Raw genomic sequence first — 16,087 nt, 5'->3', positions numbered from 1 at the left:
GTGAGCGGGGGGTCAGCCGCGCGCCCAGGCGACCCAGTTGCCTTCGGGGGTGCGGCGGGTGTCGACGATCCTCCAGCCGGACGGGGCGCCGCCGGGCCAGGAGCCGGCGGCGGGGACGCCGCCGGGCCACGCGAGGACGATCATGTCGGCGTCCTGCGGCGGCGGGGTCCAGCGGGAGTCGAACAGGGTGCCGTCGCTCCACCAGGCCCAGTAGTAGTGCGAGAGCCGCATCGTCCAGGGGACGTTCCAGTCGACGGCGATCGTGTCCCGGGCGCGCAGGTCGACGCCGCTGCCGCGCAGGTCGGTCTCGGCGGTCTGCTCCGCGACGAGCGGGCGGGCGATGCGGTCGACCGCCGTGACCGTCATCGCGAGGGCGACGCCGGCGAGCAGCAGGGCGGCGAGGACGGCGGCGAGGACGGGCGCGTCCCGGCGGGGGCGGCGGCGGGGCGCCAGGACGGCGGCGGCCGCGGCGGCCAGGACCGCGAGGCCCGCGAGGGTGGCGCGCCAGAGGTGGAAGGAGTCCCAGTCCCAGGTGAGGAAGGACGTCTCGGGGAAGTCGTAGATCGTGAACGTGTACTCGCCGAGCAGGTCTCCCGCGTACCACTGGACGACGCACGCGGCGGCGGCCGTCAGCGCGGCGGCCGCCGCGACCGCCCGCGCGAGGGTCCGGCGGGGGGCGCGGAGCAGGACGGCGGCGCCCGCGATGAACAGGACCGGCGTCACGCACGCCAGGTAGCGCCCGTACACGTAGTTGCCGACGCGGTACTCGACGGGCAGCGCCGCGGACGTCGCGAGCGCGATGCCCGCGACCGTCGCGAGGACGGCGAGGGCGAGGACGCGCACCGGCACCGCGACGTCCCGCCGCAGGACCGCGTACCCGGCGGCGGCGAGGCCGATCGCGGCGACGCCGCCGGTCGCGACGGCCTGGTACCAGACCTGCCCGGTGGCGAGCGATACCGTCCAGCCCCACCCGTCGACGGTGGTGAGCCGCTCGGCGAGGTTGCCGCCGAGGTCGTTGTCGCCCGCCGGGTACAGGTGCGGGAGGACGACGAGGCGGTTCAGCATCGCCCCCGCGAGGGCCGCGGCCGCCGCGACCGCCCCGGCGAGGGTCGTCGCCCGCCACGAGCGGCGGCGCAGCAGCGCGCCCGCCAGCAGGACGACCGCGTGGACGACGAGGAGGATCGCGCCCCGGCTGTGCGCGGCGTACGCGAACCCGACGAGCAGCGACCCGCCTGTCCCGCAGAGGGCGAGCCGGACGGCCGCGCGTCGCCCCTCCGGATCGCGGGGGGCCGACAGCCACGCGTGCGCGAGCAGCAGCCAGCCGGCGACGACGACCGGCAGGATCGCGTCGGTGAGGACGAACAGGGAGTAGAACAGCACGCCCGGCAGCAGCGCGGTGACGTGCGCGAACAGGTAGGCGGGCCGCGCGGCGACCGACAGGCGGCGCAGCAGCAGGAACGCCAGCGGCAGCATCGACGCGCTGATCAGCGCGTTGATGACGAGCGCCCCCCGGTAGACGGACACGGGGTCGTCCGCCAGGAACGCGGGGAGCAGCAGGAGCGGGTACCCGGCGCGGTAGACGGTCCCGTAGGACATGTCCGCGTCGGGACCGCCGGTGAGGACGCGCGCGGCGAACAGGTAGCCGGACTCGTCGGGCGTCGCGACCGGCAGCGTCTGCCCGGACGCGAGCCACAGCCGGACACCGACCTGCGCGACCCAGCCGAGGACGAACGCGAGGGCCCAGCGGCGCCGCGCGCGGCGCGCCCGCTCGGCGTCCGGCGGGCCCGCGGCCCCGGACGGGCGGCGCGTGACTGTCAGCGCGCTCTCCGCGCTCATGGACGTCCCGTCCCCCGGCCGTCACCGGGCGGGGGTGTTTCGGCCGGAGAACGGCCGCTCGGGTGAGGAAGGTCCATGGCCGTCCCAGCCTGTCACAGTACGGGTGGGGGCACGGCCCCGGTCCGGGAAACGCTCGGCAAGTTCTCTGGCCGCGGTGAGCGGACGTTCAGGTCGCGCGGCCCGGCCGCGGCGGGACGGGCGTCGCCGCGGCGGGGCGGGCGTCAGCCGGACGTCTCGGTGTCCTCGTCCTCGGCCCCGTCGGCGGCGGCGGTGGCGGTGGCGGACGCGGTCGCGGCGGCCTTCGGCCCGGTCTCCCGCTCGGCGCGGCGGCGCTCCGCCTCGACCCGGTGCGCGGCGGCGTCGACGACGCCCTCGGCCTCCGCGGCGGCGTCCGTCATCGGCGGGTGCTGGCGGCGGCGGATGCCGAGGATGCTGATGAACGCGGTCCCGAACAGCGCCTGCAGGCTCATGACGAGCGCGGTCGCGGCGGGGACGACGATGCGCAGCGACTCGCGCGGGTCGAGTTCGCCGAAGTCGTTGACGCGCCAGTGCAGCAGCGACGCGACGAGGCCGGCGAGACCGGCGACGGCGAGCAGCCCGCTGACCATCAGGCCGCGTTCGAGGCTCCACCAGTTGATGAGGCGCTTGACCCGCCGGTCGTCCGGCAGGAAGCCCTCCTGCATCGCGTAGACCTTCGTGAGCAGCGCGAACACCACCGCCTGGAAGCCGATCACCATGGCGGCGCCCGCGCCGACGAGGGTGTCGACGTCGAAGGCGACGTCGCCGACCGTCACCGGACCGGTGGAGAGCGCGATCCCGGCGATCAGTCCGAGCGTCATAAAGACGAGACCGGGGATGAGGAAGAGCCAGCGGGGGCTGTAGAGGGTGAGGAAGCGCAGATGACGCCAACCGTCGCGCCAGGTGTTGAGGTGCGGGGCGCGGGTCCGGCCGTCCGGCGACAGGGTGGTCGGCACCTCGCGGATGTCGTAGCCCTGCAGGGTCGCCTTGACGACCATCTCGCTGGCGAACTCCATGCCGCCGGTCTGCAGGCCGAGCCGCATGATCGATTCCTTGTTGAAGGCGCGCAGCCCGCAGTGGAAGTCGCCGATCTTGCTGCGGAAGAACAGCCGCCCGATGAAGCTCAGCACCGGGTTGCCGAGGTAGCGGTGCAGCGGGGGCATGGCGCCGGGGGCGATGCCGCCCTTGAACCGGTTGCCCATGACGAGGTCGGCGCCGTCGCGCAGCTCGTCCAGGAACGGGCCGAGGGTGGTGAAGTCGTAGGAGTCGTCGGCGTCGCCCATCGCGACGTACCGGCCGCGCGCCGCGGCGATCCCGCCCATGAGCGCGTTGCCGTACCCCTTCTCGGCGACGGGGACGACGCGCGCCCCCGCGTCCCGGGCGAGCTGCTGGCTGCCGTCGGTGCTGCCGTTGTCGGCGATGACGACCTCGCCGTCGATGCCGTTCTCCTCGAGGAAGCCGACCGTCTTGCGGACGCAGGTCTCGATGGTCTCGGCTTCGTTCAGGCACGGCATCACTACGGAGAGTTCCACGTGATCTCCTTCGTTACCCCAGTGACCGTCTGCGGTGCGTTCGACTACCCTCTTGATTTCCCGCGCTCGGCCTTTGCGTTCATGCATGATGCCTGCCCGGGGGCGGGTCATGATGGCGGGTCTCACGAAGACCACCCGTATCGTGTTGCGCGTTCGCAACCGAACGACCCCCTCCGCCACGGTCGTGGGCGGCAGGCTAGGACGTCAAGCATACGGGCACGACGGCCGGGAAAGGGTGTGTCGGCTGTGACGCGCGGCGGAGACGGCCGTACGACCGGAGCGGGTGCCCGACGGCTAAGGGGAGGTACGCCAGTGGCGGGTCGAGCGCCGCGCGACACCGCACGGGACGATGCCGTGCGGGGCGACGAGCACGACCGCGAGGCGGGCGGGGGCGAGTCCGTGACCGGCGGAAACGGCGCCGGGCTGGCGGACGGCCGGCGGGCCGCGCCGGGCGTCGCGCGGGCGGGTTCGGCGGCCGGTCCGGGCGGCGACACGCCGAAGGGCGCGACGTCCGTCCTCGAACTGGAGGACGTTCGCGAAACCACCCTGGACGAGGCCGAGAAATCGCCGGAAAAAAACGCCGGCACGCCCGGCGCCGATGATTCGGCGCGTCCGAAACGGGGTTTCGGGCTGTGGCCGATGGTGCGCCGCCACCCCGTGTTCAGTGTGATCATTGTCATGGGGGCGCTGCTGCGCCTGACGGCGATGGCCGGCTACCGGCCGGTGATGTTCTTCAACGACAGCTTCGACTACCTGCACGTCGCGATGGAGCCGCACCCGCACCCGCTGCGGCCCGACGGCTACGGGTTCCTGCTCATCCTGCTGAAGCCGTTCCACAGCTTCGCGCTGGTGTCGGCCGTCCAGCACCTGATGGGCCTGGCGATGGGCGTGATGATCTACGCCCTGCTGCACCGCCGGTTCGGGCTGCCCGGCTGGGGCGCGGCGCTCGCCGCGGCGCCCGTCCTGCTCGACGCGTACCAGATCCAGCTCGAGCACCTCGTGCTGTCCGACACGATGTTCTCCTTCCTGGTGATGTCGGCGGTGACGCTGCTGCTGTGGCGGGACCGCCCGTCGTGGAAGATCGCGGCGGCGGTCGGGCTGATCGTCGGGTTCTCCTGGCTGACGCGGACGGTCGGGATGCCGGTCCTCATCGGCGTGCTGACGTACATGCTGATCCGGCGCAGCGGCTGGAAGGTCATGGCGGTCACGGCGGTCGCCTGCATGCTGCCCGTCCTGTCGTACATGACCTGGTACAAGGCCGAGACCGGCAAGTTCGCGATGACCGAGAGCACCGGGATCTTCCTGTACGCGCGGGTCTACAAGTTCGCCGACTGCCACGAGATCCCGGATCTGCCCGTCCGCCAGTACCCGCTGTGCACGGAGCCGGAGAACCGGCTGCCGAAGTCGCAGGACGGCATCTGGAACACGGCCTCGCCGCTGAACCGCTACCCCGGCCAGCGGTTCAGCCCGGAGAACAACGAGCTGGCGAACGACTACGCCAAGCGGGCCATCCTCGCCCAGCCGCTCGATTACACGAAGGTCGTCCTCGGCGACTTCTTCCGCGTGTTCCAGTGGGACCGGACCGTCTTCCCCGACCAGGCGACCTACGGTCAGTACGAGTTCTGGGACGACCGCGACGGCAACGCGCGCCCGCTGCCGAACTGGCGGATGGACGGCGACTCGGTCGCGGCCGCCGAGGCCAAGGAGTACGAGAACGGCAACGCCGAGACCCACGCGGTCGAGCCGTTCGCCGGGACGATCCGCGCCTACCAGGACGTCTTCTACCTGCGCGGCACGATGGTCGGCGGCATCCTGCTGATCGGCCTCGCCGGGCTGGTCCCGCTGTGGCGGCGCCTCGGCGGGCGCGCGTTCCTGCCGTGGACGCTCGCGACCGGCCTGCTGCTGGCGCCCGCCGCGACCGCCGAGTTCGACTACCGGTACGTCCTGCCCGCCGTGCCGCTCGCCGCGCTCGCCGCCGGGATGGCGTTCACGCCGGAGGTGCGCCGGGCCGTGCGCGGCCTCGGCCCGCGCCGCGCGTCCCGGACGCCGGCGCCCGACCGCCCGGAGCAGGCTGAGCGAGCCTAGGGCTCCGGGGGCCCCGGCACTACAGGTCCCGGCACTTGCAGGTCCCGGCACCACAAGTCCCGGCACCACAAGTTCCGGCACCACAGGTCCCGGCGCTTACAGCTCCCGGCACACAAATCCCGTCACTACGGGTTTGGACTACGGCCCCGGCCTTACCAGGCGTGGATGCGGCGCAGGTGGTAGACCAGCGCGACGTCCGCGTCGGGGCGGGCCTTGGGGACCTCGGCGGCCCGGGGGCGGGGGGCCGAGAGCGCCTTGACGTTCTGGCTCCGGCACTCGGGGCAGGCGCGGTCTCCGGCCCACGGCGTCGTGCACGGCTGGCCGTCGCGCTCGTAGGTCACGAGCTCGATGCCGTGGCCGTCGCCGAAGTGGCGGATGACGATCTGCTCGTCCCAGGTCGCCGCGCAGCACAGGCACGCGAACGTCCACACCTCGCGGCTCGACCATGCGTCTCGCACGGCCTTCACCCCCTCCGGGCGGCGACGCTTCACCATTTCCATGGTGACTCTCCCAGGACGCCGCCCCTAGGATGTCGTGCCCGAAATATCCAATTCTGGGGCGTTCCAGTAGGTGGCGATTACCTGCCGTCCGCGTTCAGGCCCGGCCGCCGCGGGCCCGCACGACGGCGTCGTACACGACCGCCCGCGGGACGCCGTTCTCCTTCGCGATCTCCGCGACCGCCCGGTTGCGGCGCGTCCCGGTGGCCTCGCGGGCGGCGACGGCGGCGGCCAGGTCGCCGGGGTCGGTCAGCCCGGCGGGCTCGGGGGCTCCCCCGACGACGACGGTGATCTCGCCGCGGACGCCGTCCCGGGCCCAGCCGGCGAGTTCGCCGAGGGGCCCGCGGCGGACCTCCTCGTAGGTCTTGGTGAGCTCCCGGCACACCGCGGCCGGACGGTCCGCGCCGAACGCCGCGGCCATCGCGTCGAGGGCCGCCGCGATCCGGTGCGTGGACTCGAAGAACACCATCGTGCGCGGCTCGTCGGCGAGCGCGGCGAACCGCCGGGCCCGCTCGCCGTCCTTGCGCGGCGGGAAGCCCTCGAAGCAGAACCGGTCGGTGGGCAGGCCGGACAGGACGAGGGCGGTGGTGACGGCGGACGGACCGGGCAGCACGGACATCGGGACGTCCGCGGCGACGGCCGCGCGGACCAGCCGGTAGCCGGGGTCGGACACCCCCGGCATCCCCGCGTCGGTGATGACCAGGACGTCCCGTCCGGCGAGGAGCTCGGCGAGCAGCTCGTCCGCGCGCGCCTTCTCGTTCTGGTCGAAGTACGACACGACGCGCCCGCGCACGTCGACGCCGAGGTCGCTCGCGAGGCGGCGCAGGCGCCGGGTGTCCTCGGCGGCGACCACGGGCGCGTCGGCGAGCGCCGCACGGAGCCGGGACGAGGCGTCCTCGGGCCGTCCGATCGGCGCGGCGGCGAGCAGCAGGGTTCCCGTCACGGCCCCATTGTCCCACCGGCCGCGTCCCATCGGCCCCGTCGCGGGTCGTCACGGGGCGTCTCGAGGCGTCTCGGGGCGTCCGGTCGCCTCGGCCGAGCCGATCACGGGCGCCCGTACGATGGTCGCCATGGCGACGACGGAACTGCGGCCCGCCCCGGCCCGCGCGGTCCGGCGGCGGACGTACTCCCTGCGGGAGTGGCTCGCCCCGGCGATCCCGGGCAGCGCGCCGCTGAGCTGGGTCGGCCCGCTGCTGATCACCGCGTTCGCGGGGGTCCTGCGCTTCTACCGGCTCGGCCAGCCCGACGCGATCGTCTTCGACGAGACGTACTACGCCAAGGACGCGCTCGCCCTGCTGAAGTTCGGCTGGGAGCACAACACCGTCGAGGACGCCGACAAGCTGCTCATCGTCGATCCGGACGCCGACATCTGGGCGAACGGCCCCGCGTTCGTCGCGCACCCACCGTTCGGCAAGTGGATGATCGCGATCGGCGAGTGGATGTTCGGCGCGACACCGGTCGGCTGGCGGTTCATGCCCGCACTGCTCGGCACGCTGTCGGTGCTGATCCTGTGCCGGGTGGCGCGCCGGATGACCGGGTCGACACTGCTGGGCTGCGCCGCCGGGCTCCTGCTCGCGGTGGACGGCCTGCACTTCGTGACGAGCCGCGCCGCGCTGCTGGACGTCTTCGTGATGTTCTGGATCCTCGCCGGGTTCGCGTGCCTGGTGAACGACCGCGACCGGTCGCGGCGCCTGCTCGCGGAGAAGATGCAGCAGGGGTATCCGTCTCCGTACGGGCCGTCCCTGCTGCACGCGTGGCGGTTCGGCGCGGGGATCTGCCTGGGCCTGGCGGTCGCGGTGAAGTGGACGGGCCTGTTCTACATCGCCTTCTTCGGGATCATGGTCGTGCTGTGGGACTACGGCGCCCGCCGCAAGGCAGGGGTCCAGAGGCCGATGGCGGGGGCGCTGCTGCTGGAGGCCGCGCCGGCGTTCGCGCAGCTCGTCTTGGTCGGCCTGGTGACCTACCTGGCGACGTGGTGGGGGTGGATCTTCCGGCCGGGCGGCTGGGGACGCGGCGAGGTCGCCTCGAACGTCCTGCTGCGCCCCTTCGAGGCGATACCGGACCTGTGGCACTACCACTCGGAGATCTTCGAGTTCCACACCGGGCTGAGCGCCGAGCACCCGTACCAGTCGTGGCCGTGGGGCTGGCCGATCCTGAAGCGCCCGGTGGCGTTCTTCTACACCGAGCCGCAGAACGCGTGCGGGGTCGGCGAGCGCTGCTCCCGCGAGATCCTCGGGATCGGGACGCCCGCGCTGTGGTGGGGCGCGCTCGCCGCGCTCGTCGCGCTGGTGTTCGTGTGGCTCATCCTGCGGGACTGGCGGGCCGGGGCGATCGTGGTCGGGTTCCTCGCCGGGTGGGTCTCCTGGTTCCCGTCGGCGCTCTCCGACCGGACGATGTTCCTGTTCTACGCGACGCCGCTGGTTCCGTTCATGGTGCTGGCGGTCGTCCTGGTCCTGGGCTACCTGATCGGCCCGGCGAGACCGCCGGGCGCCTCCGGCGGACCGTACGCCGACGTCGCGTACGCGTCGGCAGCGTACGGGGAAGGCTCGTACGAGGACGACTCGTACGCGGCCCGCCCGCACGAGATCGATCCACACGGGCACGATCCGCACGCGCACGACCCGCACGGGGCCGATCCGCAGGGCGCCGCCCCGCAGGGCGCCGCCCCGCAGGACGTCGATCCGCACAGCGCCGATCTGCACAGCGCCGATCTCCACAGCGCCGATCTCCACAAGGGCGGCGTGCACGCGTCCGTCCCGGACGAGCGTCCGGCGGTGGCGGGGCCGCGGCGGGTGGTCGGCGCGGCCGCCGCGGGCGCGTTCATCCTCGTGGTGCTGGCGAACTTCGCGTACTTCTATCCGATCCTGTCCGCCGAGACGATCCCGTACGAGGACTGGCACGCCCGTATCTGGTTCAGCAGCTGGGTCTAGCCCGCGACGGGCTCCGGGACCGCGGGGACGTCCGCGGGCCGCAGCGTCCGGACGCCCAGCAGGCAGATCGCGAGGGCGAGCGCGCCGCCGATCCCGGCGCCCGCGAACGCGCCGGGGACCCCGGCGAGGTCCTGGCCGAAGCCGGAGACCGCCGAGCCGAGCGCGCCGCCCGCGCCGACGGCGGCGACGACCCACGCGAACGCCTCGGTGACGGTGCCCGCCGGCGCGAGCCGGTCGACGAGCGAGAAGCTGCAGGCCAGCACGGGTGCGAGGAAGATGCCGCTGAGGAACGCCAGCACCGCCATGGCCGGCGCGGCGGGCGCGAGGACGAGCGGCGCGTACCCGATCGCGAGCGCGGCGAGCAGCCACGGCAGCCTGCGGTGCGGCTCGCCCGCCCACCGCCGGGCGCCGTAGACGAGCCCGCCGAGCAGCGCGCCGCCCGCCATGCAGGCGAGCAGGAGCCCGGACGCGGCGTCGCTGCCGTGCCGTTCGGCGTACGCGACGACGGCGACCGCGTAGACGCCGAGGGCGATGCCCGCGCAGGCGAGCGAGACCAGCAGGACGCGGAGTCCGGGCGAGCGCAGCGGCCCGGCCCAGTCGGCGGCGCGGGGTTCGCCGCGCCACCGGCGCGAGGGGCCGGAGAGCGCGACGACGAGCGTCCCGGCGATGCCGAGCGCGCCCGTCAGGACGAGCGCGGACTCGGTGTTGAGCGCGGCCGCCGCGACGACGAGCAGCGGCCCGACGGTGAAGAGGATCTCCTGCGCCGCCGCGTCGAGCGCGTAGGCGGCGTCGACCTGCTCCGGGCCGTCCAGGACGTCCGGCCAGAGCGCGCGCAGCCCGGCCTCCAGCGGCGGGGTCGCGAACCCGGCGAGGACGACCGCCGCGATCGACAACGGCAGCGGGTCGGCGCCGACGAGCGCGAGCAGCGCGAACCCGGCGGCGGACAGGCAGGCGGCGGGCAGCAGCACCCGGCCCTGCCCGTAGCGGTCCATGGCGCGCCCGAGGACGGGCTGGCCCGCGGCGGTCGCGAGCCCGAGGAGGGCCGAGAGCGTCCCCGCGAGCGGGTAGCCGCCGTCGTCGGCCCGTACGTGCAGCACCACCGCCAGCATCCCCATGCCGTTCGGCAACCGTCCCAGCAGCGTGCCCCCGAGCAGCCGCGCCGCGTGGCGCCGCCGCAGGAACTGGACATAGCCGCGCATTCGCGCCCCCGTCACCCCGTCATACGTAGTACCCGCCGGAGTCATACGTACCACCAAAGGGGACGCCGTCTCTAGTCTCCGCCGGGTTCGGATCCCGTCGCCCCGCCGCCGCCCGAAGATCCATAACGCAGGCCGTAGTCTGTTCTCTCGTTCCGCTCGCGCGCGACGAGGGAGGCCCAGTGCCGGCGACCAGCCGTCCCACCAGCAAGGACGTGGCTCAGGAGGCCGGCGTTTCGCAGTCCACCGTCTCGCTGGTGATGGGCGGGAAGTGGGCCGGGCGGGTCTCCCCCGCGACCGCGCGCGGCGTGCAGGAGGCCGCCGAACGGCTCGGATACCGGCCCAATCCGGCCGCCCGGAACCTGCGGCTGGGGACGACCCGTACCGTCCTGCTGATGGTGCCGACGCTGACGGCGCCGTTCTTCGGCCCCGTCTACACGGGCGCGGCGCGGGTCGCGACGAGCCACGGGTTCGGGGTCGTGGTGTCGACGTGGCCGGGCGAGGGCGCCGCGCCCGAGGGGCCGTTCGCCGCGCCGCACGAGACGATCGACGGGATCCTCGCGTCGTCGCTGGAGGCGGCCCGGTTCGGCGACGAGGCGCTCGCCGGGTTCGCGGGCACCCCGGCGGTGATGCTCGACAGCGGTCCGCAAGGCGACGTCCCGACGGTCGACTTCGGGGTCGCGGACGGCATGCGGGCGATCGCGCGGCACCTGGCGGCGCTCGGGCACCGCCGGTTCGGGCACGTGGCCGCGGGCCTCGACCAGTGGACGTTCCACGCGCGCGCGCAGGCCCTCGCGGACGTCGTCCGGGACGTGCCGGGGGGCTCGCTGCTGCGGGAGCGGTGCGAGATCGACGTGGCGTCGGCGAAGGACGCGGCGGGGCGGCTGCTGGCCCGGCGGGACCGGCCGAGCGTGCTGGTGTGCGACGACGACCTCATCGCGGCGGGCGCGTACAAGGCGGCGCGGGCGCGGGGGCTGGCGATCCCGGACGAGCTGTCGGTGACGGGATTCGACGACGTGCTGCTCGCGACGGCGCTGGAGCCGGAGCTGACGACCGTCCGGCTGCCCGCGGAGGAGCTGGGCGCGCAGGGCATGACGGCGCTGCTGGAGCTTCTCGCGGGGACACGCCCGCACCCGCGCGTTCTCCCGGGCAGGCTGGTCGTCCGGGGCTCCACCGCCCCACCCCACCAGGCGTGATATCCGAATACATATCGCTTTTCGTCCAATATCAATATTGGACACGACCACCATTCCTTTGATCTTCTCTGCGCATGCGAATTTCGACATTCCGATTCCGGAGCGCGACCGGCGCGGCCGCCCTGTCCCTCGCCGTCCTGACGGCGGGCGCCGGCTGCGGCGCGGCCGCCGGACCGGCCGGGCAGGCGGCGACCCGGCAGAGCGGCGTCTCCACGGTCACGACACCGCAGGCGGCGCCGTCCCAGGCAGAGGTGGGCAGGCGGCTCCACCGGCTGGAGGCGAAGCGGAACCTCCGCATCGGCGCCTACGCGATCGACCCCGAGACGGGCCGGTTCGTGTCCCACCGCGCCGACGAGCGCTTCCCGTACACGTCCACGTTCAAGGCGATCGCCTGCGGGGCGGCGCTGCAAAAGGCCCGGACGTCCGATCCGGGACTGATGGAGCGCGTCATCCACTACACCTCGGGCGACCTCGTCGAGTGGTCGCCCGTCACGAAGGACCACGTCGACACGGGCATGACCGTCTCGGCGCTGTGCCACGCGGCGATCACGCGCAGCGACAACACCGCCGGGAACCTGGTGATGAAGCAGCTCGGCGGCCCGGCCGGCCTCACCCGCTTCTTCCGGTCCCTCGGCGACGACGTCAGCCGCGCCGACCGCTGGGAGACCGATCTGAACGAATGGAAGCCGGGCGAGAGGCGCGACACGACCGTCCCGCGCACGTGGGCCGCGAACCTGCGGGCGCTGACGGTCGGGGACGTGCTCGTCCCGGCGGACCGCGCGCGGCTCATCGAATGGATGAAGGCCAACACGACCGGTGACAAGCGGATCCGCGCCGGGCTGCCCGACTCCTGGACGATCGGCGACAAGACCGGCAGCGGCGGCGTCTACGGCAACGCCAACGACATCGCGGTCGCGTGGCCCGACCCGGACGGCGCCCCGCTGGTCATGGTGATCCTGACGACCGCGAAGAAGAAGGACGCGGAGGCCGACGACGCGGCGGTCGCCGAGACCGCGGCGATCCTCGCGCGCGGCCTCGGCGAGAAGGTCTAGAAGGGCTACAGGCCCTTCAGGAACTTCGCCGCGACGGGGGCGGCGGCCTGGGCGCCCTCGCCGCCGCCCTCGACCACCACCGCGAACGCGACGTCCTCGCGGTAGCCGATGAACCAGGCGTGGGCGGGCGGGTTCTCGCCGGAACCGTACTCGGCGGTGCCCGTCTTGCCCGCCGTCCCGGCCGGGAAGTCGACGCCGGACGCGGTGCCCTCGCTGACGACCGCCGGCATCAGCGTGTGCAGGGCCTTCTTCACCGCGGGCTCCAGCTCGTGCGGCTCCTCGGGCTTCTTGCCGCCGGCGTCCAGGGCCTGCGGCGCCAGTTCCGCGTCGACCAGGCGGGGCGACCGCCACGTGCCGTCGGCGGCCGCGGCGGCGACGCTCGCCATGTTGAGGGGGCTGGTCAGCACCTTGCCCTGCCCGAAGGACGCGGACGCGAACGCGGTGTCGTCCGCGTTCTTCGGGAAGGACGCGCGGACGGCCGGGAGCCCGGCGATGATCGGCGCGTTGAAGCCGAACTGCTCGGCGACGTCCGTGAGCCGCTTCTCCCCCAGCTCGTCGACGGCGAGCCGCGCGAACGTCGTGTTGCACGAGTGCGCGAACGCCTCGCGGAACGGCACCGTCCCGAAGTCCTCGTACTGGTAGTTGTGGAACTCGCGGCCCCCGACGTTGGTGGTGGCCGGGCAGGCGACGCGGGAGTCGGCGGACACCCCGTCCGCGACGAGCGCGGCGGCGGTGACGACCTTGAACGTGGAGCCCGGCGGGTAGGTGCCCATCAGCGCGCGGTTGTAGCCGCCGGGCTTGTTCGCGACGGCGAGGATCTCCCCGGTGGACGGGCGCAGCGCGACCATCGACGCGGGCTTGGACACGCCCGACAGCGCCTCGCTCGCGGACGCCTGCATCACCGGGTCGATCGTCGTCTTCAGCGGCCGCCCGTCCTCGCCGCCGAACCGCTCCAGCGTCTTGACGACCTTCGCCTCGGCGCCGTCCCGGCCGCCGCCCTCGACGATCTGCACGGCGAGCGCGGGAGTGCCGGCGAGCCGCTTCTCGTACTGCCTCTGCAGGCCGCTCGTCCCGATCGAGTCGCCCTCCCGGTAGGGGGCGCCCATCTCCTTCGCGGCGTCGGCGGACGCGGCGCCGACCGTCCCGGCGAGCTGACGCGCCGACCCGGACCGGGAGGTGGTGAGGCTGCTGCCGTCCGCGGCGAGGACGTCGGCGCGGCGCGGGAACGCGCGGGCGGCGCGGAGGCTCTGCCCGTCCTCGAGTTCGGGATGCAGGAGCTTCGGCGACCAGCGGACGAGCCACTCGCCGTCCTGCTCGGTGAGGGGGAGCGGCCCGGTGTAGGACCAGACGCGGCCGCCGGACAGGGTGAGCTCGGCCTTGTACGAGCCCCCGGCGGCGCCGTCGTCCGGTTCGCCGACGGACTCGACCGTGTAGCTCTGCTTCGCGACCCCCAGGTCGTCGTGCATCCGGGTGAGGCGTTCGGTGAAGTCGGCGGGGGGCCGATAGGTGAGCGCCTTCATCGCCGCGTGGTCGCCGCCGCTCCAGGCGGCGAGGAAGTCCTCGGCGGCGGCCTCGGGGTCGTCTCCGTCGCGGAGGAACCACACCGCACCCGCCCCCGCGAGCACCACCACGACCGCGACCACGGCCGCGGCCAAGACTCGGGTTCGGCGCATCGTCACTCTCCTTCCCTGGCGACGAATGTATGCCGTCGCCGCTCGTGAACGCCCCAAGGACAGCAGCCGACCAGCGGAAAGTCCAAGATTGATATCGATGTCACAGAGATATACGGACTGATATCGTTGCCGGTCGTGAACGTCGTGGGGCATTTGCACTGCTTCGTCATCGTCGCCGAGGAACTGCACTTCGGTCACGCCGCGGAGCGGCTCGGCATGGCGCAGCCGCCGCTGAGCCAGCGGATCCAGCGGCTGGAGAAGGAACTCGGAGTGCGGCTGTTCGACCGGACGAGCCGGAAGGTGGAGCTCACGGCGGCCGGGCGGCTCCTGCTGGACGACGCCCGTGACATCCTCTCCCGCGTGGAACGCGTCTACGACCTCGCCGAACGGGCGCGGCTCGGGGAGATCGGCACCGTCCGGGCCGGGCTGCCCAGCGACCTCGGCGGCCCGCCCGTCGCCGCGCTGATCGCCGCCTTCCGGGAGCGCCGCCCCGACCTGCGCCTGGAACTGCGGGAGATCTCCACCGCCGAGCAGATCGGCGCGCTCGCCGACGGGACGCTCGACGCGGGCGTCGTCCGGCACCCCTGCGACGCCCGCGACCTGGAACTCGGCCCGCTGCTCGGCCAGCCCGTCGGGGTGCTGCTGCCGGCCGGCGCCGGCCTCGCGGACGCCGCCGAGGTGCACCTGTCCGACCTCGCCGGCCACGACCTCGTCACGTTCCCGCGCGACGAGGCGCCCGGCGCCCACGACGACCTCCTCGCCGGCTGCCGCCGGCACGGGTACGCGCCGCCCGCCGTCCACGAGGCCCGGCACCCGCAGTTCGCGCTCGGGCTCGTCCTCGCCGGGACGGCCGTCGCGCTCGTCCCCCGCACCGCCGACCCCGGCGGCGGCGCGGGCGGCGGCGCGGTGTGGCGGCCGCTGCACGGCGAGCCGCTGACCTGGCGGACGTCCTGCGCGTGGCGGCGCACCGCCGACCCCGAGCACGCCCGGGCGATCGCCGACTTCACCGCCGTCGCCACCGCGGTGCTGCGCCGCGAGGCCGGGATGGCGCCGCTGGACGCCGTGCCCGCCCCCGCCCGCCGCGTGCTGCGCCCGTCCTCGGGGTTCCTGGCGTGACCGGCGACGCGACCGCGCGGATCGAGGCGGCGTTCCGCGAGGCGGGGGTGACCGGGCACTGCCACGCCGTCGACGTCGACACCGGACGCGACATCGGCGTCCGCGCGAGCGAACCCGTGGTGCTGGCGTCGGTGTTCAAGGTGCCGCTGCTGGTGGCGTTCCACCGGCGCGTCGCGGCCGGGACGCTCGACCCGACCGAGCCGGCCGTGCTGCGGGCCGCGGACCGCACATCCGGCCCCACCGGCGTGTCCGCGCTGCTCGACGACGTGCGGATGTCGCTGCGCGACCTCGCCACCCTCATGATCACGGTGAGCGACAACGCGGCGGCGGACTTCCTGCTCGACCGGGTCGGGCTGGACGCGGTGAACGCCGCGGCCGCCGAGCTCGGCCTCCCCGGGACGTTCGTGTCCGGCAGCGGCCGCGAGATGCTCGACCTGCTGTTCGCCGACACGGGCGCGTCCACGTTCGGCGAGGTGTACGCGCGGCTCGAGGAGCCCGGCGTGCCCGCGCGCGTCCGCCCGCTGGACCCGCTGCGCACCAGCCGCAGCACTCCCCGGGAGATGACCCGGCTGCTGTCGCTCATCTGGCGGGACGAGGCGGCGCCGCCCGCCGAATGCGCCGCCATGCGCCGGATGTTCGCGCTCCAGGTGTGGCCGCACCGCCTCTCGTCCGGCTTCCCGTTCGAGGACGTGGTCGTCAGCGGCAAGACCGGGACGCTCCCGACCGTCCGCAACGAGGTGGGGGTCGTGGAGTACCCGGACGGCGGCCGGTACGCGGTCGCGGTGTTCACCCGGACGCCCGTCCCGCTGGCCGTCCACCCGCAGGGCGACGCCGTGATCGGCACGGCCGCCCGGATCGCGGTCGAGCACCTCCGCGGCCGCCCGGACGCCTGACCGGCGGGGGGCCGACCGGCGGGGGCGGGGACGTTCCGTGCGCCTGACCGAACGTGGCCGTCC

At 74.0% G+C, this 16,087-nt stretch carries 12 protein-coding genes; 6 read left to right on the top strand and 6 right to left on the bottom strand.

The features are described from left to right. Positions 1-12: 12 nt before the first annotated feature. Both ACFQ11_RS13020 and ACFQ11_RS13015 read right to left on the bottom strand, forming a co-directional pair. Positions 13-1,836 (bottom strand): hypothetical protein, encoded by a 1,824-nt coding sequence (locus ACFQ11_RS13020; RefSeq protein ID WP_378298537.1) that lies wholly within the window; start codon positions 1,834-1,836, stop codon positions 13-15. Positions 1,837-2,057: 221 nt separating this feature from the next. Then, entirely contained in the window at positions 2,058-3,386 is a 1,329-nt protein-coding gene (locus ACFQ11_RS13015) for a glycosyltransferase family 2 protein (protein ID WP_378298536.1), read from the bottom strand. Positions 3,387-3,698: 312 nt separating this feature from the next. Here ACFQ11_RS13015 and ACFQ11_RS13010 point away from each other — a divergent pair, with 312 nt between their 5' ends. Then, positions 3,699-5,471 (top strand): hypothetical protein, encoded by a 1,773-nt coding sequence (locus tag ACFQ11_RS13010; RefSeq protein ID WP_378298535.1) that lies wholly within the window; start codon positions 3,699-3,701, stop codon positions 5,469-5,471. Positions 5,472-5,623: 152 nt separating this feature from the next. Here ACFQ11_RS13010 and ACFQ11_RS13005 read toward each other — a convergent pair whose 3' ends face one another. Continuing rightward, positions 5,624-5,971, bottom strand: coding sequence for a hypothetical protein (locus ACFQ11_RS13005; RefSeq protein WP_378298534.1), 348 nt, complete (start codon positions 5,969-5,971; stop codon positions 5,624-5,626). Between the two features lie 94 nt (positions 5,972-6,065). Then, the gene (rsmI, locus tag ACFQ11_RS13000; protein ID WP_378298533.1) at positions 6,066-6,911 is read right to left on the bottom strand and encodes a 16S rRNA (cytidine(1402)-2'-O)-methyltransferase; all 846 of its coding nucleotides are present in this window, start codon (positions 6,909-6,911) and stop codon (positions 6,066-6,068) included. A gap of 127 nt (positions 6,912-7,038) precedes the next feature. Between rsmI and ACFQ11_RS12995 the strand changes: the two genes are divergently transcribed. After that, positions 7,039-8,898: a dolichyl-phosphate-mannose--protein mannosyltransferase gene (locus ACFQ11_RS12995; protein ID WP_378298532.1), complete on the top strand. Its 1,860-nt coding sequence runs from the start codon at positions 7,039-7,041 to the stop codon at positions 8,896-8,898. Here ACFQ11_RS12995 and ACFQ11_RS12990 read toward each other — a convergent pair. Continuing rightward, positions 8,895-10,097, bottom strand: a complete 1,203-nt coding sequence (locus tag ACFQ11_RS12990) for an MFS transporter (protein WP_378298531.1) — start codon at positions 10,095-10,097, stop codon at positions 8,895-8,897. The genes ACFQ11_RS12995 and ACFQ11_RS12990 overlap by 4 nt on opposite strands. A gap of 179 nt (positions 10,098-10,276) precedes the next feature. Here ACFQ11_RS12990 and ACFQ11_RS12985 point away from each other — a divergent pair, with 179 nt between their 5' ends. Both ACFQ11_RS12985 and bla read left to right on the top strand, forming a co-directional pair. Next, positions 10,277-11,290: a LacI family DNA-binding transcriptional regulator gene (locus tag ACFQ11_RS12985; protein ID WP_378298530.1), complete on the top strand. Its 1,014-nt coding sequence runs from the start codon at positions 10,277-10,279 to the stop codon at positions 11,288-11,290. A 74-nt stretch (positions 11,291-11,364) separates the two neighbouring features. Next, a complete protein-coding gene (gene bla, locus ACFQ11_RS12980; protein ID WP_378298529.1) occupies positions 11,365-12,342 on the top strand; it encodes a class A beta-lactamase in 978 nt (325 codons plus the stop codon). A 5-nt stretch (positions 12,343-12,347) separates the two neighbouring features. Here the strand turns inward: bla and ACFQ11_RS12975 are convergent, their stop codons facing one another. Next, entirely contained in the window at positions 12,348-14,015 is a 1,668-nt protein-coding gene (locus tag ACFQ11_RS12975) for a penicillin-binding transpeptidase domain-containing protein (RefSeq protein WP_378298528.1), read from the bottom strand. A gap of 135 nt (positions 14,016-14,150) precedes the next feature. Between ACFQ11_RS12975 and ACFQ11_RS12970 the strand changes: the two genes are divergently transcribed. Both ACFQ11_RS12970 and ACFQ11_RS12965 read left to right on the top strand, forming a co-directional pair. After that, positions 14,151-15,131 (top strand): LysR family transcriptional regulator, encoded by a 981-nt coding sequence (locus ACFQ11_RS12970; RefSeq protein WP_378298527.1) that lies wholly within the window; start codon positions 14,151-14,153, stop codon positions 15,129-15,131. After that, positions 15,128-16,024, top strand: coding sequence for a serine hydrolase (locus ACFQ11_RS12965; RefSeq protein ID WP_378298526.1), 897 nt, complete (start codon positions 15,128-15,130; stop codon positions 16,022-16,024). Before ACFQ11_RS12970 ends, ACFQ11_RS12965 begins: the two co-directional genes overlap by 4 nt. Positions 16,025-16,087 lie beyond the last annotated feature (63 nt).

The organism is Actinomadura sediminis, from assembly GCF_042675525.1.
GTDB classification, from domain to species: Bacteria; Actinomycetota; Actinomycetes; order Streptosporangiales; family Streptosporangiaceae; genus Spirillospora; species Spirillospora sediminis.
Note: the sequence above shows the minus strand (reverse complement) of the source record. Positions and strands in the feature narration are given on the sequence as shown.

Excerpts from the sequence above, each read along its gene's own strand:
- ACFQ11_RS13020 (WP_378298537.1), bottom strand. The coding sequence starts at position 1,836 with ATGAGCGCGGAGAGCGCGCTGACAGTCACGCGCCGCCCGTCCGGGGCC.
- ACFQ11_RS13005 (WP_378298534.1), bottom strand. The coding sequence starts at position 5,971 with ATGGAAATGGTGAAGCGTCGCCGCCCGGAGGGGGTGAAGGCCGTGCGA.
- ACFQ11_RS12995 (WP_378298532.1), top strand. The coding sequence starts at position 7,039 with ATGGCGACGACGGAACTGCGGCCCGCCCCGGCCCGCGCGGTCCGGCGG.
- ACFQ11_RS12990 (WP_378298531.1), bottom strand. The coding sequence starts at position 10,097 with ATGCGCGGCTATGTCCAGTTCCTGCGGCGGCGCCACGCGGCGCGGCTG.
- bla (WP_378298529.1), top strand. The coding sequence starts at position 11,365 with ATGCGAATTTCGACATTCCGATTCCGGAGCGCGACCGGCGCGGCCGCC.
- ACFQ11_RS12975 (WP_378298528.1), bottom strand. The coding sequence starts at position 14,015 with ATGCGCCGAACCCGAGTCTTGGCCGCGGCCGTGGTCGCGGTCGTGGTG.